Origin of the sequence: Cupriavidus pauculus (genome assembly GCF_008693385.1) — a bacterium.
GTDB classification, from domain to species: domain Bacteria; phylum Pseudomonadota; class Gammaproteobacteria; order Burkholderiales; family Burkholderiaceae; genus Cupriavidus; species Cupriavidus pauculus_D.
Genome location: NZ_CP044065.1, coordinates 2,947,644 through 2,964,500, shown reverse-complemented (window position 1 = coordinate 2,964,500; position 16,857 = coordinate 2,947,644). Strand labels below are relative to the sequence as shown.

The following is a 16,857-nucleotide window of genomic DNA, read 5'->3' as shown; positions in this document are numbered from 1 at the left end:
CGATGCGTCTTCGTCAACGCGGCCAGGCCCTCGTCGAACTCGCCGCGGCCGCCGGCGGCGTGCTCGTGCTGCTGTTCCTCGCGCTTGCGATGCTCGGCCGTTTTCACGACGTGCGTACCAAGACGCTGATGGCCAGCCGCTATGCGGCGTGGGAACGCACCGTGTACCTCGACGACGCGGGCTGGAACAAGTATGGCGCGTCCGTCACCAAGACGCCGCAGGCGCTGCGCAGCGAAGCGGTGCAACGCGTGTTCGGCCACGACGCGCCGGCATTGCGCGCGGACGACGGTACGCGCAATGCCCTGCCGCAGGGCGGCCTGCCGATGTGGCATGACGTCGCGGGCAAGGACCTGCTCAAGCGATACGAAGACATACAGCTGCGCACCTCGCGCACCAACACGGGCACGGCGCTCGACACCGCGATCGGCGTCCTCGATGCGGGCGGCGCGGTCGGCGTGGGGCCGGACCTGTCCATCACGAACCAGCAGCGTGCGCAGATCGACGTCGCCGTGGGCGCGGACAGCCAGACGCTGCGCAAGCTGTGGCCGGGCTGGACCGGCTTCACGGCCAGCGACGCCAACGTGCTGCTCACCAATGCATGGACACCGGACGGGCGTGACGGGACGCTCGCGCAGGTGACCAACCTCGCGCCGCTGCATCGCGGCGAATTCCTCGGCAGCGCCATCTTCATGCCGCTGGCCGTCTTTGCGCCGGATATCACGGGGCTCGATCTCGGCAAGATTGCGCCGGACGTGGTCCCGGCGGACAGGGTGGGTCAATGAACTTCGCAGCCTTCATGCGCGCCGCATCGGTCGCGCTACTCATGACGTGTGCCGCGCACGCGGCCGTCGCGGGCGCGTGCGCGCGCAAGCCGATGAAGCCCGACGCGGCCGCGTGGCTCGGCGAGGACACGCTCGTCGATGGCATGCCCGTGACCGTGATGGCGGTCTCCTACAAGGACAGCCCCGACGAGGTGGCACGCCGCTGGCGCGCTTACTGGGAGGACGCCGGCGTGCCCTCTCGCGCGTTGCGCAGCCGCAAGGGCTGGCTGATCACCGCGATCGAGAACGACTGCAGCTATGTGCTGCAGATGCCCGCGCAGCGCGGCGCGGATGGCATGAGCGGCGGCCTCTTCAGCGCCATGCGCCTGCAGCGCGCCGATCTGCCAACGGAAGTCGGCGCGCGCGCCATGCCGTTGCCCGTGGGCGGACGCGTCGTGTCCGATACCGTGAGCCGCGACCCGATGGCGGTCGCGCGCACCGTGGTCGTCGATGTCGACGGCAGCGCGCGCGGCACGCATGCGCGCTTCCTGTCGAGTCTGCTCGCGAGCGGCTGGCGCGTGCTGGCCGATGCCGGCGTCCCGCGCGCGGCCGGACTGCGCGGCGGGCGTGCCATCGCGCTGCAAAAGGAAGGCTACAAGCTGGACGCGACCTTCTTGCCGCGCGGGGCCGCCACGCGCGCGGTCATCAACGTGTCGAGGACGCTGTGAAGCGGGGCCAGGCCGGTCAGGCCTACGCCGAGTACGTGGTCATGCTCGTGGTCGTGATCCTGTTGCTCATCGTGGGGGGCGACAACTCCGTGATCAATCAACTGCTCGCGGCCTTCAGGACCTTCTACCAGTCGTACAGCTACGCGATCGCCGTGCCCTGAGCGCGTCGCCGCCTCTGCCGCTTCTGTCGCTTCATCGGGTTTTTTCATCGGGTCTGTCTCTCATGCTGAAGAAAATAAAAGTCCAGTCACTGGCCAGTAATCCCTGGGTCCTGCTCGTGATCGCCGTGCTTGCCGCCGGCCTGCTGACGTTCTGGGTGTACCGCTTTCTGGAGGGGCGCGAGGACGCGCTCAAGGCCAGGCTCGCGGAGGAGATGAACCGCCAGCAGCGCGTATCGGTCATGGTGCCGACGCGAGATCTGCCGGTCGGCACGCCCGTTGACAACAGCGCGTTTGCCGCGCGCGACGTGCCCGCGGATCTCGTGTTCGAGGACGTGATTCGCGCGAGCGACTTCGACGCGGTGTCCAACCTCAAGCTCGTGCGCCCGGTCAGCCGCGGCCGTCCCGTGCGCCGCGCGGATCTGGAGGCGCTGCAGGCGCGCGACTTCTCGGACATGCTCGAAGTGGGCAAACGCGCGCTGACGATCGAGATCGACGCCACCAACTCGGCGGCCAAGATGCTCAAGCCCGGCAACCATATCGACCTGTATCTGCTCACGTCGGGGGCGGGCGGCGGCGGCGCCAAGGCCGGCGGAGCCCCCGGACCGAAGGACACCGACAAGACCGCGCGCATGCTGCTCTCCAACGTGGTGGTGCTGGCCACCGGCCAGGACGTGCGCCCGCGCGACCTCGGCGAGGCATTCGAGCGTCAGCGCGCGGCGCAGCGCAATGGCGACCCCAACGACGAAGCCGCGGGCTACGACAGCCTGACGCTGTCGGTCACCTCCGAGCAGGCCGCGCGCATCGCGCTCGCGCAGAAGGTCGGCGCGCTGCGCGCGGTGCTGCGCAATGCGGCGGACAAACGCGAAACGCCCGCCATCGCGCTGCACGAGCGCACGCTGTTCTCCGCCGAAGACACCGGCGACACCGTGCAGTACATCGTCGGCAACAGCGGCGGCAACATGCTGGGCACCGTGCCCGAGTTGCCCGCGGCCGCGGTGGCCGGCAATGCGGCGGGCAATGACGGTCGCGGCGCGCAGGCCGATGCGGCGCTCGCGGCCGCGCAGAAACTCGCGGCCGCGCAGCAGGCGAACATGGAGCGCCTGGCCAGTGCCCTCAGTGGCAGCCCCCCCGGAAGTGTCTCCGGCACCGGCAACTAGCCGCGCGAGCCTCCCTCTCTCCCCGAGTCCATCCATTACAGAAGAGCGATTGCATGTCCAGTCAAAACAGAGCCGCCCGCAACGCGGCCAGCCAGGGTAGGGTCCTCGTGTGGTTGATCGGCGTGGCGATGGCCGCGCCGTACCTGCCGGCCCGCGCGGCCACGGCCACCGCAACCGAAGGCGCGAGTCAGCCCAATGCGAGCGGCGTGGTGCGCGGCGTTCCGGGCAGCGTGAAGCCAGAAGCCGCGACGCTTGCCATGGTCACGCCAACGCCCGTGACGGCGGGCGCGCGCGCCCAGTACGAGATCGTGCTGTTCCGCGGCGAAGTGCGCGTGGTGGATGTGCCGGGCACCATCAAGCGCGTGGCCGTCGGCGACGGCAGCCTCGTCAGCAGCACCGTGGTCGATCGTCGCCTCGTGCTGCTGGCGGAAAAGGCGGGTGTCACGAGCCTGGTGATCTGGAACGAAGCGGGCATCGCGATGCATGTGCGCGTGCGCGTCACCGATCAGGACCTCGGCGATGCGGCCGATCAGATGCGCGTGGCGCTGTCGCCGTTCGTGCGCAAGCTCGAGATCACGCAGCGCGGCGGATCCGTCATCGTGCGCGGCTATGTGCATCCGGAACGCAAGGACGATGCGCGGGCGGTGGTCGAGCGGTTCCGCATGGCGACCAACCTGATCCAGACCGAGGACGGCGGGCCCATCAAGAAGGCCGTGATGTTCAAGGTCCATATCATGGAGATCACGAAGACCGGGCTCGAGAATATCGGCATCTCGTGGGACCAGCAGATCAACGGCCCGCAGGCGTCGGTGGCCGGTAATGCCGTGCACACGGGCCGTTACCGCACGGTGCCGCCGATCCAGAGCGGCTCGCCGTACGACTCCATTCCGGGCTCGGTCAACGGCGCGGCCGGCGGGGTGTTCCTCGGCATCGCCACGTCGATCTTCTCGAAGATCAATCTCGCGGTGAGCCGCGGCGAAGCCTACGTGCTGGCCGCGCCCGAACTCAACACGCGCAGCGGCGGCACCGCGAGCTTCCTCGCGGGCGGCGAGGTGCCGATTCCGCTCGCGGGCGCGCTTGGCGCGCAGACCGTGATCTACAAGCAGTACGGCATCAAGCTCGACGTCAAGCCCGCGGTCGATGGGGACAACGTCATCAGCACGTCGCTCGGTACCGAGATCAGCCAGATCGACCCGTCGCTGTCCGTCAACGGCTATCCGGCGTTCCTGACGCGGCGCACGTCGTCGGAACTCACGCTCCGGCCGGGCGAGACCATCGCGATGTCGGGCCTCGTGCAGGCACAGGCCAGCAGTGCGGTGGACAAGCTGCCGCTGCTCGGGGACATCCCCGTGCTGGGCCAGCTGTTCCGCTCGACGAATTTCCGCAGCAACAAGAGCGACCTCGTGATCTTCGTGACGCCGGTGCTGTACGACCCGGCGGAGCCCATGGCCGCGGACGTGATGAACCGCGGCGAATCGATCGATCGCAACTTCCGGTACGAGAACGGGGATCCGAGCCCGCTGCCGGAGATCGACCGCCGCCGCGAGCAGGAGATCGATCGCGAGAAGCGCCATGGCCAGTTGCTGGAGCAACCGGCACCCGATGCCGCGGCCGCGCAGTACCGCGGAGGCTGAGGAGTAACGTCATGCTCAAGCTGACCATCACGGCGCGCAACGGCGCCAGCGACGTGTACCAGGTGGGACACGCGTGCTCCATCGGCAAGGACCCGGCCTGCGATATCGTGCTCAAGGGGCTGCTGATCGGCAAGCTGCATGCGCGCATCGAGAATCGCGAGGGGCACTATTACCTCGAGGACGAGGGCGGGATTGCCTCGACGATGATCAACGGGAATCCCGTGACGTCTTATGGGCCGCTGACGGCGGCGGACCGGATCGAGATCGGCAACTATACGTTGGCGGTGGCGGTGAATGGCCAGGCGAACGGGCATTCGCAGGCCGCGACGCCCGTGCGTCCCAATGACGAAACCGTCGCCGGGCCGGTCGCGGTTTCGGGCGCGGTGTCGGACCCGATGTCGCGCCCGGTGCCGACTTCCATGTCGGGTCGGGTGTCGGCCCCCACTGTACCGCCCCAGATGGCGGCCGCGACGCCGTCCGCAGTGCCCGGGCCGACCCCGGCGACACCGGCGACACCACCGAACCCATCGACACCAACGATGATGTCACCGGCCGCGCCACGGCCCGCCGCCGGACGGCACGAGGACGAGTCCCTCGCCCCCATCAACAGCGCATTCGGCATCGAGCTCCGCAAGGCCGCGCATCAGGCACTGATCAGCGCGATGGATCTGCGGCGCGTCAACGTCGCGCGCATGCCGGAAGAAGAACTGCGCCAGCTCGTGGGCGGCCTGCTCGACGACATCCTCGACGGCGACAAGCGCTACAACACGCCGCAGATTCCGCGCGGCGTGCTCAAGAAGAGCGTGTTCGACGAAGTGATCGGCCTGGGCCCGCTCGAGGAGCTGCTCGCCGACGACGCCGTGACCGAAATCATGGTCAACCGGCATGACGAGATCTTTGTCGAGCGCTCGGGACGGCTCGCCAGATCGTCGGTGATCTTCACGGACGATCGCGCCGTGCTCGGCGCGATCGAGCGCATTGTCGCGCCGCTCGGCCGCCGCATCGACGAATCGTCGCCGATGGTCGATGCGCGGCTCAAGGACGGCTCGCGCGTGAATGCCGTCATTCCGCCGCTCGCGCTCAAGGGCCCCAACATCACGATCCGGAAGTTCTCGAAGCGCAAGCTGCAGGCGCGCGACCTCGTCGCATTCGGCTCCATGTCGCCGCAGATGGTCGAGTTCCTGCGCGTGGCCGTGGAGCGTCGCGCGAACATCGTGATCTCGGGCGGTACGGGCTCGGGCAAGACCACGCTGCTCAACGTGCTCTCGAACTTCATTCCCGACGACGAACGCATCGTCACCGTGGAAGACGCCGCGGAACTGCAGCTGACGCAGTCCAACCTCGTCTCGCTCGAGGCGCGGCCCGCGAACATGGAAGGCAAGGGCGCGGTGCCGATCCGCGACCTCGTCAAGAACTGCCTGCGGATGCGGCCGGACCGCATCGTCGTGGGCGAATGCCGCGGCGGCGAAGCGCTCGATATGCTCCAGGCCATGAACACGGGCCACGACGGCTCGCTGACCACCGCGCACGCGAACTCGCCGCGCGACTGCCTGTCGCGGCTCGAGGTCATGACGCTGATGGCGGGACTGGACCTGCCCGTGCAGGCGATTCGCGAGCAGGTGTGCTCGGCCGTGGACATCATCGTGCAGCAGACGCGCTTCTCGTGCGGCTCGCGGCGGGTGACGTACATCACCGAGGTCAGCGGCATGGAGACGGGCGTGGTGCAGCTGCAGGATGTGTTCAATTTCCGGCAGGACGGGTATGACGAGCAGGGGCGCATTCGCGGCCGCTTCGTCTCCACGGGCTATATCCCCGATTTCTATCAGGACCTGATTCGCCGCGGTATCTCGGTCGACACGTCGATCTTCGGCGAACAGCCGGCGTAACGGTGGCAACCAACGGACGTAACCAACGTAAGAAGCTCCCATGGAAATCGTCGTCGTACTCGCTCTGATCTTCGCGGTGCTCATGTTCCTCGCGTGGGGCGCGCTGTTCCACGGCCGCACATGGTTCGTGCAGCGGACGCAGCGCGTGGCCACCGAGGTGGAATCGAACCTCGCCGATCTGTTCATCTTCATCAATACGCAGCGGCTCGCGGGAATTTCGGCGCTTGCGGTCTTTGTGCTGCCGCTCGTCGTGTGGCTGGTGTCGCAGAACGTGCTGTTCACCGCGGTGTCGATTCCGCTCGCCTTCATGCTGCCGCGGTTGTGGGTCCGGCGCATGCAGACGCGGCGGCTGCGAGAGATCGAGGAACAGTTGCCGGATTCGCTGCTGATGATGTCGGGCGCGCTGCGCGCCGGCGCGAGCTTCCCGATGGCACTGGAAAGCGTGGCGCAGGAATCGCGGCCGCCGGTGTCGCAGGAGTTCGAGCTGCTGTTGCGCGAGATTCGCCTCGGTGTCGATCTGATGGTGGCGCTGCGCCATATGGAGCGCCGCATTCCGGTGCCCGACTTTCTGATGGTGACCGCGGCGATTTCCATCTCGCGCGAGGTGGGCGGGAACCTGGCTGAGACGCTCGAGTCCGTCGCGCGCACGCTGCGCGAGAAGCAGCAGATGGAAGGCAAGATCCGATCGCTCACCGCGCAGGGCAAGATGCAGGGCTGGGTCATGACGGGCCTGCCGATCTTCCTGATCCTCGTGCTCCGCAATATGGAGCCGAAGGCGATGGCGCCGTTGTTCGATTCGCCGCTGGGCTGGGGCGTGCTCGCGGTGATCGGCACGATGGAGTTCATCGGCTATCAGGCGATCAAGAAGATCACGCACATCGACGTCTGACGGAGCCGCCATGCGCATAGCGATTATTTTCCTCATCTGCCTGGCCGTCATCGCGATGATCGGCGCGCTGGTCTACTCGATGCGCCGGCTCACGGGCGTGGTGCCGCAGGAGAATCGCGCCTACCTCGACCCGCTGCCGAAGTCGCTGCGCAAGCTGTGGCCGCTCGTCCGCTTTGTCGAACATCACTTTCTGTGGCTCGTGCCGCGCGCGGTACTGGCGCGCACCGAAGAGCAACTGCGCCTGACGGGCATGTCGTTCGTGATGACCGCGAGCCAGTTCACGGCATTGTCGCTGGTGTCGGCGCTGCTGTTCGCGCTGATGCTGTGGGTATCGATGCTTGGCATCCATACGTTCTCGTTGCCCGTGCTCGCGCTGGGCGCGCTCGGCGGCTTCTTCTATCCGCGGCTGTGGCTGCGCGATGTGCGCAAGCGCATCGTGGCGCAGGTGACCAAGCAGTTGCCGATCTTTCTCGACTTCCTGACGCTGTCCGTGGAAGCGGGCCTCAATATCAACGGCGCGATGACGCAGGCCGTGGAGAAGGGGCCGGCCGGCACGCTGCAGCGCGAGTTCGAGCACGTGCTGCGCGATCTCAAGGCGGGCCTTTCGCGCTCGGAGGCGCTGCGGCGCATGGACGACCGCCTGCGCATGAAGGAGATCACGAACTTCGCGGGCGCGGTCATCCAGGCGGAACGCATGGGTTCGGGGCTCGCGCAGACGTTGCGCTTCCAGTCCGAGCAGCGCCGGACCGAACGGTTCCAGCGCGCGGAGAAGCAGGCGATGGAAGCACCGGTCAAGCTGATCTTTCCGCTCGTGGTGTTTATCTTCCCGGTGACGTTCATCGTGCTGGGCTTCCCGATCGTGATGAAGTTCATGCAGGAGGGGTTGTTGTGAAGCACGGCACGCTGTGGCGCGGCGAGGAGCCGCTGTGCCCGCGCGCGGAACTTGCCGAGCACGCGCGCGAGCGCATGCGCGGGCTGCTCGGGCGCGCGTCGCTCGAGGCCTCGCAGGCGATGTGGATCCCGTCGTGCAATGCCGTGCATACGCTCGGCATGCGCATGCCGATCGACGTCGTCTTCGTGGATGGCGGGGGCACCGTGCTCGCGGTCCATGCGAACGTGGCGCGCGGACGCTTCCGTGCGCACTGGCGTGCGCGCGCGACGGTGGAGCTCGCGGCGGGGCGCGCGGCGGCGCTCGCATTGCGCGCCGGCGATCGGCTGCGGTTCGCGGAAGCCGGTGTGCGGGACGGGGAGGCGGCGGCATGAACCGCAACCGCATCCGTGGCGCCAGCATGGCGGAGTTCATCGTCGTGCTGCCGATCCTGCTGCTGCTGTGCCTCGGCATCGTCCAGTTCGGCCTGCTGTACCAGGCCAAGGCCACGCTCGACTATGCGGCGCTGCAGGCGGCGCGCGCGGGCGCGCTCGACCATGGCCGCAACGCGTCGATGCGCAGCGGGCTCGCGCGTGGCCTTGCGCCGCTGTTCACGCATTCGGCCGACCTCATCGGGCAGCAGAAGGCATTGCTGTACGTGAACTCGATCGAGTTGCTCAAGCCCGGCGCGTATCGCATCGATGTCATCAATCCGACATCGGCCGCGTTGCAGGATTTCGGCAAGACCAACCAGTATGCGGGCCAGACCGTGCGCGAGATTCCGAACGATACGCTGAGCTTTCGGAGCACGAGCGCGGGCGGCAGCTCGGGCATCTCGATCCAGGATGCGAACCTGCTCAAGATCCGCGTGACCTATTGCTACGCGATGGCCGTGCCTTTCGCCAATCGCACCATCTTTTCGCTGATGAACGCCATCGACGATATCTATGCGACGGGCAAGCCCGGATCGGGGCTGCCGAAGCGGCCCAATACCTGCTACGCGCTGTCGACGGTCGAAGGGAGCTGGCGTATTCCGCTCGAGTCGGAGGCGATCGTGCGTATGCAGACCCCGTATCGTGGTGGATAAGCGGGGGGCGGATGAAGTGAGGCGGATGAACATGAGGCGCACCACGCGATTCGTACGCGCGTTTGGCTGCGCGTTTGCCTGCACGATGGGCGGCGCCGCGGCGCTCTGCATGGCCGCGCCGGCATCGGCGATGGACGTGCACCGTGCCGAGGGTGTGGAGATCATCAACGGCCGTCCACCGCAGCCCGCGGCGCCCGCCACGGCGCGGCCCGCGCGCGGTACGCCGGGCGCTCCCGTACAGCCGGCGACGTTCGCGCCCGCCACGAAAGCGTCGGTGGAAGCGGCCGCCGCGACCGTGCCGCAGCGATTGCGCGCGGCGCAAGGGGTGCTCGAAGCACAAATTAGCGAATACAATCGTGCGCTGCTCGAGAACGCACCGCCCGAATCGCTCGGGCCGCTCGAGGCCGCCATCGGCCAGACGCTGGAGCAGATCGACACACTCGTCCGCACACCGCGTGCGCGCGAACCCTGAATCAATGCGAGAGCGTGCTGCCCGCGCGGGCAGCGAGACGCTCCGTTGCCAAGGAGTCCTCGTTGTCCGCTGCATCATCCCTCCGCCCCACCGTGCTCCCTCTGCTGATTGCCGCCATCGCGATGGTGGCCGGTTGCAAGGAGAAGTCGAAACACGAGCTGCCGAAGCCCGGCGTGCCGAAGCCCGTCACCGAGCAATCGGTGCCCGCGACGCCCGCGGCACCGGCACCTTCGGCATCCGCATCCGCCGATCCACCCGCGCCGGCCGCGCCGAAGCTGGTCAATGTGGCCGGCATGTCCGCCGGCGCATTCGTCGTCAACAAGCCGCGCGACGACCAGCGCTGGCTGTCACTGATCAACGAGGTGCCGGACTCGGTGGGGATTACCGCGAATGGCGACGGCTATGACGCGGTGATCGCGCTCGCCGCGCCCGCGACGATCGAACGTGTGCGCTTTGTCCGCGCCGCGGAGATCTCGGCCGCGAAGCACGCGCAGGTGCAGGTCTCCGAGCAGGGACAGGATGGCCCATGGCAGACCGTGTACGACGCCGACCTGACCGCGATCGGTTCGTCGCAACGCGACAGCCGCGGCGTCAGCGACGAGGCCGCGTTGCCCACGCCCGCGCGCGCGCGATGGGTGCGCGTGAACTTCACGGGCGGCGGTGGGGGCACGATCTCCGTGCGCCAGTTCGAAGCGCTTGCGCAACCTGCCGAAGGCGCGCCGGCCGAGCGCAGCGTATCGGGCGTCTATCGGCTGCTGCGCGGCTTCAGCGGCGCGTCGTATGTCGCGATCCGGCAGGATGGCGCGACCGTACGCGGATGCTTTGGCGACGGCGAGGAGAAGGGCGGCCGCGTGACGTTCCGGCGCGTTGCCGGGGAATTCGCGGGCGGTGCCGAGCCCGGCGGCTATCTGCGCTACGCGCGCGGGAGCGGCAAGGATGCGTGGCGCGGCGTCATGAGCTTCAGCCCCGATGGCGCGCGCACCGCGGTGCTCGAGTTTCCGGGCGCGACGGGCGGCAGCGGCACCATGGCGCAGTCGGTCAATGGCATCGGCTGGCGCGTCGGCGATTATCGCGATGCCTGCCCTGGCGATGCGAACGCGACCGATCTCGTTGACGATGCGCTGGAAGCGGACAAGCGCGTCACGCTCTATGGCGTGAACTTCGACCTCGATGCCGATACGCTGCGGCCCGAGAGCCGGCCCGCGCTCGACGCGGTGGTCAAGGCAGCGCGCGCGCATCCGGACTGGCACCTCGCGATCGAGGGCCATACGGACAGCAGCGGGGGCGATGCCCACAATCAGGACCTGTCGCAGCGGCGCGCCGAGAGCGTGCGCCGATACCTCGCGGCGGCGGGCGTGGCGGGCGATCATCTGGGCGCGCAGGGGTTCGGCGCCAGCCGGCCGGTGGCACCAAACGACAATCCCGCGGGCCGCGCGCAGAACCGGCGGGTGGAGGTGGCGCGGCAATGAGTGGGGGGGCAACGCGTGGCGTGTCAACGCGTGGGATGGCAACGCGGGGTGTGCCAACGCGTGGGGCGACAACGCGTGGGATGGCAACGCGAGGTGTGCCAACGCGTGGGGCGACAACGCGTGGGATGGCAACGCGAGGTGTGCCAACGCGAGGTGTGCCAACGCGTGGCGTGCCAACGCGTGGGATGGCAACGCGGGGTGTGCCTACGCACGGGATGGCAACGCGTGGGGAGGCCATGCGCGGGATTGCCGCTGTGCGCGTGGTGGCATCCCTGATGGCGTGTGCCGCGCTGCTGTTTCCCACGCTGGCCCGTGCCGAAGTGACCACCGTGCGAGCGCACGGGGTGACGTGGCTGCAGGGCGGCGGGGCCGTGCAGCCCATCCGCTCGGCGCCGCGCGCGCGGGCGGGCGGCCCGATGATGGTCTCGCTGACACGCGGGAACGATCGCGACCACGGCCGACCTGATAGCGGCCCTGCCATTGATTCCGCTAGCGGTTCCAACATCCGCGCCCACCTCGGGCCGGATATCCGCGCGAACCTCGGCCCGGACATCCGCGCGAACCTCGGCCCGGCCATCCGCGCCAACCTCGGCCCGGACATCCGCGCCAGCATCGGCCCGGACATTCGCGCCAACCTCGGTCCCAACATCCGCGCCAACCTCGGGCCGGACATCCGCGCGAACCTTGGGCCGGACATCCGCGCCAACCTCGGCCCGGACATCCGCACCAGCATCGGCCCGGACATTCGCGCCAACCTCGGTCCCAACATCCGCGCCAATCTCGGCCCTAACCTCGTCCACAACATCGGCTCCTATAGCGGCTCCCCTAACGGCCCCGCTATCCGTCCCAACACCGACCCCGGTAGCAACCCCGACACCGACCCCGATAGCGATCCCAACACCGACGCCGATAGCGAAGTCGCCGCAGTCCCCTTCATCGGGCTGCCCGGCCTCGCCAGCATGTTCCCGGCGCCCGCGCCCCGCACCGGCGACCTGCTTCGCACCGTGCTGCCATTCGTCACGCAGGCCGCCTCCGACAATCGCCTCGACCCCGCGCTTCTGCTCGCCGTGATTCACGCCGAATCGGGCTTCAATCCCGCCGCGCTGTCGCCGAAAGGCGCGGTCGGCCTCATGCAGCTGATGCCCGCAACCGCCGGGCGCTATGGCGAGCCCGACCCGCGCGACCCCGCGCGCAATGTGCGGGCCGGTGCCGCGCATCTGCGTTACCTGATCGGCCGCTACGGCGACCTGCCGCTCGCGCTGGCCGCCTACAACGCCGGCGAAGGCGCGGTGGAGCGCCACGGCCTCCAGATCCCGCCCTACGCGGAGACGCAGCAATACGTGCCGCGCGTGATGGCGCTGTATCGCGGCTATCAGGCCCGGCTGCCGAATCCTCTGAATCCCTGAATCCTCGAACGACAAGGAGAAACCATGAGCAAGTACCGCTTCCGTACCGTCCGTGCCGCACTCGCGATCACCTCGCTGACCATGCTGATGGCCGCATGCGGCAAGGACGAGGGCAAGACCGCGGGCACGTCCGGCGCGGACGACAGCCTGCCGAAGGAGTGCGTCGAGGCCGAAGCCGCGCAGCGTGCATGTACCGAGGCGATGGCATCCGGGTACGACCGTCTGGGCCAGAGCGCGGCGGCGAAGACGCTGCGCGAGGCGATTCCGCAGGAGATGGACAAGGTGCGCGCACAGTGGCGCGCGATCCCCGACAAGGAGAACCTCGCGCGCGCCTGCGCGGCCACGCGCGACGGCATTCGCGCGCAGCCGCAATGCAACAAGGGCTGACGCGCGCCTCCGCAGCTTTTACACGACGATGTAAAAAGGCCGTCGCCCCCCAGGGCGCGGGGCACCGGCACGCCAGGCGCCAAGCGGGGACGGAAGCCCGCACGGCGCAGACCGGCGCAAGCGGCGCGTGCTGGCGCGTGCAGGCGCGCTGGCAGCGTTCCGGCCATGCGCCGCGCGCGCGGGGCGCGGCGAGGATGTGGCCGGTACGGGGCAGCGCGCAGGCTGGTGGCACGCAATCTGCGGGAGGACAGGGTTCGATCACTCTTCACGATGGAATCGGCCATGACCAAGAAGACAGCCTCCCCCGCAAAGCCGCCTCGCAACGATGCGGCCTCGACCGCGTCGCAGGTGCCGCCAGACACGACCCCACCCAAGCCGCAGGGCGCCGGCAACAACGACGACGGCAGCTACGAGCGCGCGGTGGCCGACCGGCTGAACCCGCGTCCAAAGCGGCTGGGCTCCGACTCCGTCGGCAACCTCGTATCGAACGAGGGCCGCACGCTGACGACCAATCAGGGTCTGCGGCTCCCGCAGGACGACGATTCGCTGAAGCTCGGTTTGCGTGGCCCGACGCTGCTCGAAGACTTTCATCTGCGCGAGAAGATCACCCACTTCGATCACGAACGCATTCCCGAGCGCGTCGTGCACGCGCGCGGCGCGGCCGCACATGGCTACTTCGAACTCACCGAATCGCTGGAGGACGTGACCACCGCCGATATCTTTACGCGCGTGGGCGAGAAGACGCCGGTATTCGTGCGCTTCTCGACGGTGGCGGGCTCGCGCGGCTCGCCCGACGTCGCGCGCGATGTGCGAGGCTTTGCCACCAAGTTCTATACGCGCCAGGGCAACTTCGATCTCGTCGGCAACAATATGCCCGTGTTCTTTATCCAGGACGCGATCAAGTTTCCGGACTTCGTGCATGCGGTGAAGCCCGAACCGCACAACGAGATTCCGCAGGCCGCGTCGGCGCACGATACGTTCTGGGACTTCGTGTCGCTGCAGCCCGAGTCCATGCACATGGTGCTGTGGACGATGTCAGGTCGCGCGCTGCCGCGCAGCTTCCGCACGATGGAAGGGTTCGGCGTGCACACGTTCCGCCTCGTCGATGCCGAGGGCCGCGGCACGCTGGTCAAGTACCACTGGAAGCCCGTGGGGGGCGCGCATTCGCTCGTGTGGGACGAAGCGCTCAAGATCAACGGCAAGGACCCGGACTTCCATCGGCGCGACCTGTGGGATTCCATCGACGCGGGCCTCTATCCCGAGTACGAACTGGGCGTGCAACTGGTGCCCGAGACCGATGCGCTGAAGCTCGGCTTCGACCTGCTGGACGCGACCAAGCTGATTCCCGAGGAACTCGTTCCCGTGCGGCGTATCGGCAAGATGGTGCTGAACCGGAACCCCGACAATTTTTTCGCCGAGACCGAGCAGGTGGCCTTCCACCCGGGCCATATCGTCCCCGGCATGGATTTCACGAACGACCCGCTGCTCGCGGGGCGGCTGTTCTCCTATACCGATACGCAGATCACGCGGCTCGGCGGTCCCAACTTCCACGAACTGCCGATCAACCGCGCGCTCTGCCCCGTGCATAACAACCAGCGCGACGGCTTTATGCGCCAGACGGTCGTGCAGGGCCGCGAGAGCTATCAGCCGAACAGCATCAGCGGCGGCTGCCCGTTCCTCGCGGGCGACACCGACGGCTACAAGCATTTTCCGCAGCCCGCCGAGGATGGCGCGGTGAAGGTCCGCATGCGTAGCCACACGTTCGCCGATCATTTCTCGCAGGCCAACCTGTTCTGGCGCAGCCAGTCGGCCGTGGAGCAGATGCAGATCGTCGATGCATACACGTTCGAGCTGTCGAAGGTGTCGAGCCCCGAGATTCGCGAACGCGTGGTGGGACAGCTCGTGCATATCGCGCCGGAGCTGGCCCAGCAGGTCGCGGACAAGCTCGGCATCGAGGTCGTGCCGGTCGGCCCCGACGTTCCGATCAACGACTACGGGATTGCCGCCTCCCCCGCGCTGAGCCTCGATGCGCAGCCGAAGGGCGTGATCAAGGGCCGGCAGATCGCGGTGCTGGTCAACGACGGCGTGCGCGATGAAGCCATCGCGTCGCTGCGCAAGCTGGCGGAGCAGGGCGGCGCGGTGGTCAAGATCATCGGGCCGCGCGCGAGCGCGGTCACCACGGCCAAGGGCGCCGCGCTCGCCGTCGATCACGCGCTGGCGTCGGTCGGCTCGGTGCTGTTCGATGCCGTCTATGTTCCCGATGGCGACAATCCGCCGACGGTGCCCGAAGCGGCCGCGCTGCTGTTCGTCAGCGAGAGCTACAAGCACTACAAGCCGATCGGCGCGGGCGGTTCCGGTGCGCTGCTCGTCGCGGCTGCCGCGCGCGCCGCGGGGCTCGACGGCGGCTTCGGCGGCGCCGGCGTGCTCGTGGCGGAAAAGGACCAGGCGGCGGGCCACAAGGCGTTTCTCGAGGCCGTGGGCCAGCATCGCTGGTGGGATCGCCCGGACGCGCTGCAAGTGCCTGTCTAGGCGCTTGTGCGGGTGCCGCGGGCAACGCGTTCTTCCGCGGCGCACGGTTCTTCCCGCTTTCCCTCTCCGCGAGGGATGCCGGCGTGCCGCGGGGCAGGCCGGTAACCCCTGCCGCGAGCATGTCCTGCCGTGGTGCGGTATCCTTGCCGCCATGCGCCGCTTCGGCGGTCACCGCACCACATTGACAACATGAATGACACAGAAAGCGAGCTGATTGGCTCCGCGCGCCTGCCCACGCGGTACGGCGAGTTCACCGCGCATGCCTTCAAGGGCGCGCACACGGGCACCGAGCACCTGGCCCTCACCATTGGCGATATCTCCGGCGAGAACGTGCTCACGCGCCTGCATTCCGAATGCCTGACCGGCGACGTGTTCGGCTCGTGCCGCTGCGACTGCGGCGAGCAGCTGGACCTCGCGATGCAGAAGATTGCCGAGGAAGGCCGCGGCATCCTGCTGTACCTGCGTGGCCATGAAGGCCGCGGCATCGGCCTCTCGAACAAGATTCGCGCCTATGCGCTCCAGGACGGCGGCCTCGACACCGTCGATGCGAATCTCGCGCTCGGGCAGGCCATCGACTCGCGCACCTATGCGTTCGCGGCCGATCTGCTGCGCCAGTGGGGTGTGAAGTCGATTCGCCTGATGAGCAACAACCCCGTCAAGCAGCGCGCGCTCGAGGACGCCGGTATCGTCGTCGCCGAGCAAATGCGTCACATCGTGCCCTCGAACGCCGAGAACGAGAAATATCTCGCGACCAAGCGGTCTCGCATGGGTCACCTTCTCGACTGATTCCGCCGTCCGCGCGCGGTTGTAGGCATAGACCGACAACCGGTTGCGAGGGCACCCGACAGTTTGCGTGTGCCCACTCTTCTATCTTGAACTCATGCCGCGCCTGCGATGGACGCAGGGGCAAAATTCAGAAAGGAGAGAGCGATGGCTGATAACAACGTATCCGTACTGAACGATCTGATCGAAGTGTCGCGCGACGGCGAGGAAGGTTTTCGCAAGGCTGCGGAGGACGCCAAGAACCCCGAGCTCAAGACCCTGTTCTCGAGCCGTGCCGCGGAAATCGGCGCCGCCGTGCGCGAGTTGCAGAGCCAGGTGGCCGCACTGGGCGGCAAGCCGGAAGACCACGGCAGCGTGGCCGGCGCCCTGCATCGCGGCTGGGTGAGCCTGCGGACCGCCGTGTCGGACCGGTCGGACCTTGCCATTCTGGAAGAAACCGAGAAGGGCGAGGACGTCGCCAAGAAGAAGTATGGCGATGCGCTGCAGGACGCGGACCTCAGCTTCGACATCCGCGCGCTGATCGAGCGCCAGTACCAGGGTGTGCTGCGCAATCACGATCTGATTCGCGATCTGCGTAACCGGTATCGCGCGAGCGGTGCCTAAATAAAAAATGGCGCTCTCCGGAGCGCCTTTTTTTTGC

Annotated in this window: 17 protein-coding genes; all 17 read left to right on the top strand. The window is 68.0% G+C overall.

Going from position 1 to position 16,857, the window contains the following annotated elements; all coding sequences use genetic code 11:
* The first annotated feature begins 2 nt into the window (after positions 1 to 2).
* Positions 3 to 782 (top strand): hypothetical protein, encoded by a 780-nt coding sequence (locus FOB72_RS13605; protein WP_150372999.1) that lies wholly within the window; start codon positions 3 to 5, stop codon positions 780 to 782.
* Entirely contained in the window at positions 779 to 1,489 is a 711-nt protein-coding gene (locus FOB72_RS13600) for a hypothetical protein (protein ID WP_150372997.1), read from the top strand. Before FOB72_RS13605 ends, FOB72_RS13600 begins: the two co-directional genes overlap by 4 nt.
* Positions 1,486 to 1,650: a hypothetical protein gene (locus FOB72_RS32185; RefSeq protein WP_191002151.1), complete on the top strand. Its 165-nt coding sequence runs from the start codon at positions 1,486 to 1,488 to the stop codon at positions 1,648 to 1,650. Before FOB72_RS13600 ends, FOB72_RS32185 begins: the two co-directional genes overlap by 4 nt.
* 62 nt (positions 1,651 to 1,712) lie before the next feature.
* A complete protein-coding gene (gene cpaB, locus FOB72_RS13595; RefSeq protein ID WP_150372996.1) occupies positions 1,713 to 2,807 on the top strand; it encodes a Flp pilus assembly protein CpaB in 1,095 nt (364 codons plus the stop codon).
* A gap of 53 nt (positions 2,808 to 2,860) precedes the next feature.
* Positions 2,861 to 4,441: a type II and III secretion system protein family protein gene (locus FOB72_RS13590; RefSeq protein ID WP_223851333.1), complete on the top strand. Its 1,581-nt coding sequence runs from the start codon at positions 2,861 to 2,863 to the stop codon at positions 4,439 to 4,441.
* Between the two features lie 11 nt (positions 4,442 to 4,452).
* Positions 4,453 to 6,327 carry an ATPase, T2SS/T4P/T4SS family gene (locus tag FOB72_RS13585; protein ID WP_150372995.1) on the top strand — a complete coding sequence of 625 codons (1,875 nt, stop codon included), beginning with the start codon at positions 4,453 to 4,455 and terminating at the stop codon, positions 6,325 to 6,327.
* A 40-nt stretch (positions 6,328 to 6,367) separates the two neighbouring features.
* Positions 6,368 to 7,216 carry a type II secretion system F family protein gene (locus FOB72_RS13580; protein WP_150372993.1) on the top strand — a complete coding sequence of 283 codons (849 nt, stop codon included), beginning with the start codon at positions 6,368 to 6,370 and terminating at the stop codon, positions 7,214 to 7,216.
* Between the two features lie 10 nt (positions 7,217 to 7,226).
* Positions 7,227 to 8,108, top strand: coding sequence for a type II secretion system F family protein (locus FOB72_RS13575; RefSeq protein ID WP_150372992.1), 882 nt, complete (start codon positions 7,227 to 7,229; stop codon positions 8,106 to 8,108).
* Complete coding sequence (locus FOB72_RS13570) at positions 8,105 to 8,479, top strand: DUF192 domain-containing protein (protein WP_223851332.1); 375 nt, start codon at positions 8,105 to 8,107, stop codon at positions 8,477 to 8,479. Before FOB72_RS13575 ends, FOB72_RS13570 begins: the two co-directional genes overlap by 4 nt.
* On the top strand, positions 8,476 to 9,171 hold the full coding sequence (locus tag FOB72_RS13565) for a TadE/TadG family type IV pilus assembly protein (protein WP_223851331.1): 696 nt from the start codon (positions 8,476 to 8,478) through the stop codon (positions 9,169 to 9,171). Before FOB72_RS13570 ends, FOB72_RS13565 begins: the two co-directional genes overlap by 4 nt.
* Before the next feature lie 31 nt (positions 9,172 to 9,202).
* Positions 9,203 to 9,643: a hypothetical protein gene (locus FOB72_RS13560; RefSeq protein ID WP_150372991.1), complete on the top strand. Its 441-nt coding sequence runs from the start codon at positions 9,203 to 9,205 to the stop codon at positions 9,641 to 9,643.
* Between the two features lie 62 nt (positions 9,644 to 9,705).
* Positions 9,706 to 11,112 (top strand): OmpA family protein, encoded by a 1,407-nt coding sequence (locus FOB72_RS32550; RefSeq protein WP_223851330.1) that lies wholly within the window; start codon positions 9,706 to 9,708, stop codon positions 11,110 to 11,112.
* A gap of 236 nt (positions 11,113 to 11,348) precedes the next feature.
* On the top strand, positions 11,349 to 12,518 hold the full coding sequence (locus FOB72_RS32800; RefSeq protein WP_263364723.1) for a transglycosylase SLT domain-containing protein: 1,170 nt from the start codon (positions 11,349 to 11,351) through the stop codon (positions 12,516 to 12,518).
* Between the two features lie 24 nt (positions 12,519 to 12,542).
* Entirely contained in the window at positions 12,543 to 12,905 is a 363-nt protein-coding gene (locus FOB72_RS13540) for a hypothetical protein (RefSeq protein WP_150372989.1), read from the top strand.
* 282 nt (positions 12,906 to 13,187) lie between these two features.
* Positions 13,188 to 15,434 carry a catalase gene (locus FOB72_RS13535; protein WP_150372988.1) on the top strand — a complete coding sequence of 749 codons (2,247 nt, stop codon included), beginning with the start codon at positions 13,188 to 13,190 and terminating at the stop codon, positions 15,432 to 15,434.
* A gap of 189 nt (positions 15,435 to 15,623) precedes the next feature.
* Complete coding sequence (gene ribA, locus FOB72_RS13530; RefSeq protein WP_150372986.1) at positions 15,624 to 16,220, top strand: GTP cyclohydrolase II; 597 nt, start codon at positions 15,624 to 15,626, stop codon at positions 16,218 to 16,220.
* Positions 16,221 to 16,364: 144 nt separating this feature from the next.
* Positions 16,365 to 16,820 carry a PA2169 family four-helix-bundle protein gene (locus FOB72_RS13525; RefSeq protein WP_150372985.1) on the top strand — a complete coding sequence of 152 codons (456 nt, stop codon included), beginning with the start codon at positions 16,365 to 16,367 and terminating at the stop codon, positions 16,818 to 16,820.
* Positions 16,821 to 16,857 lie beyond the last annotated feature (37 nt).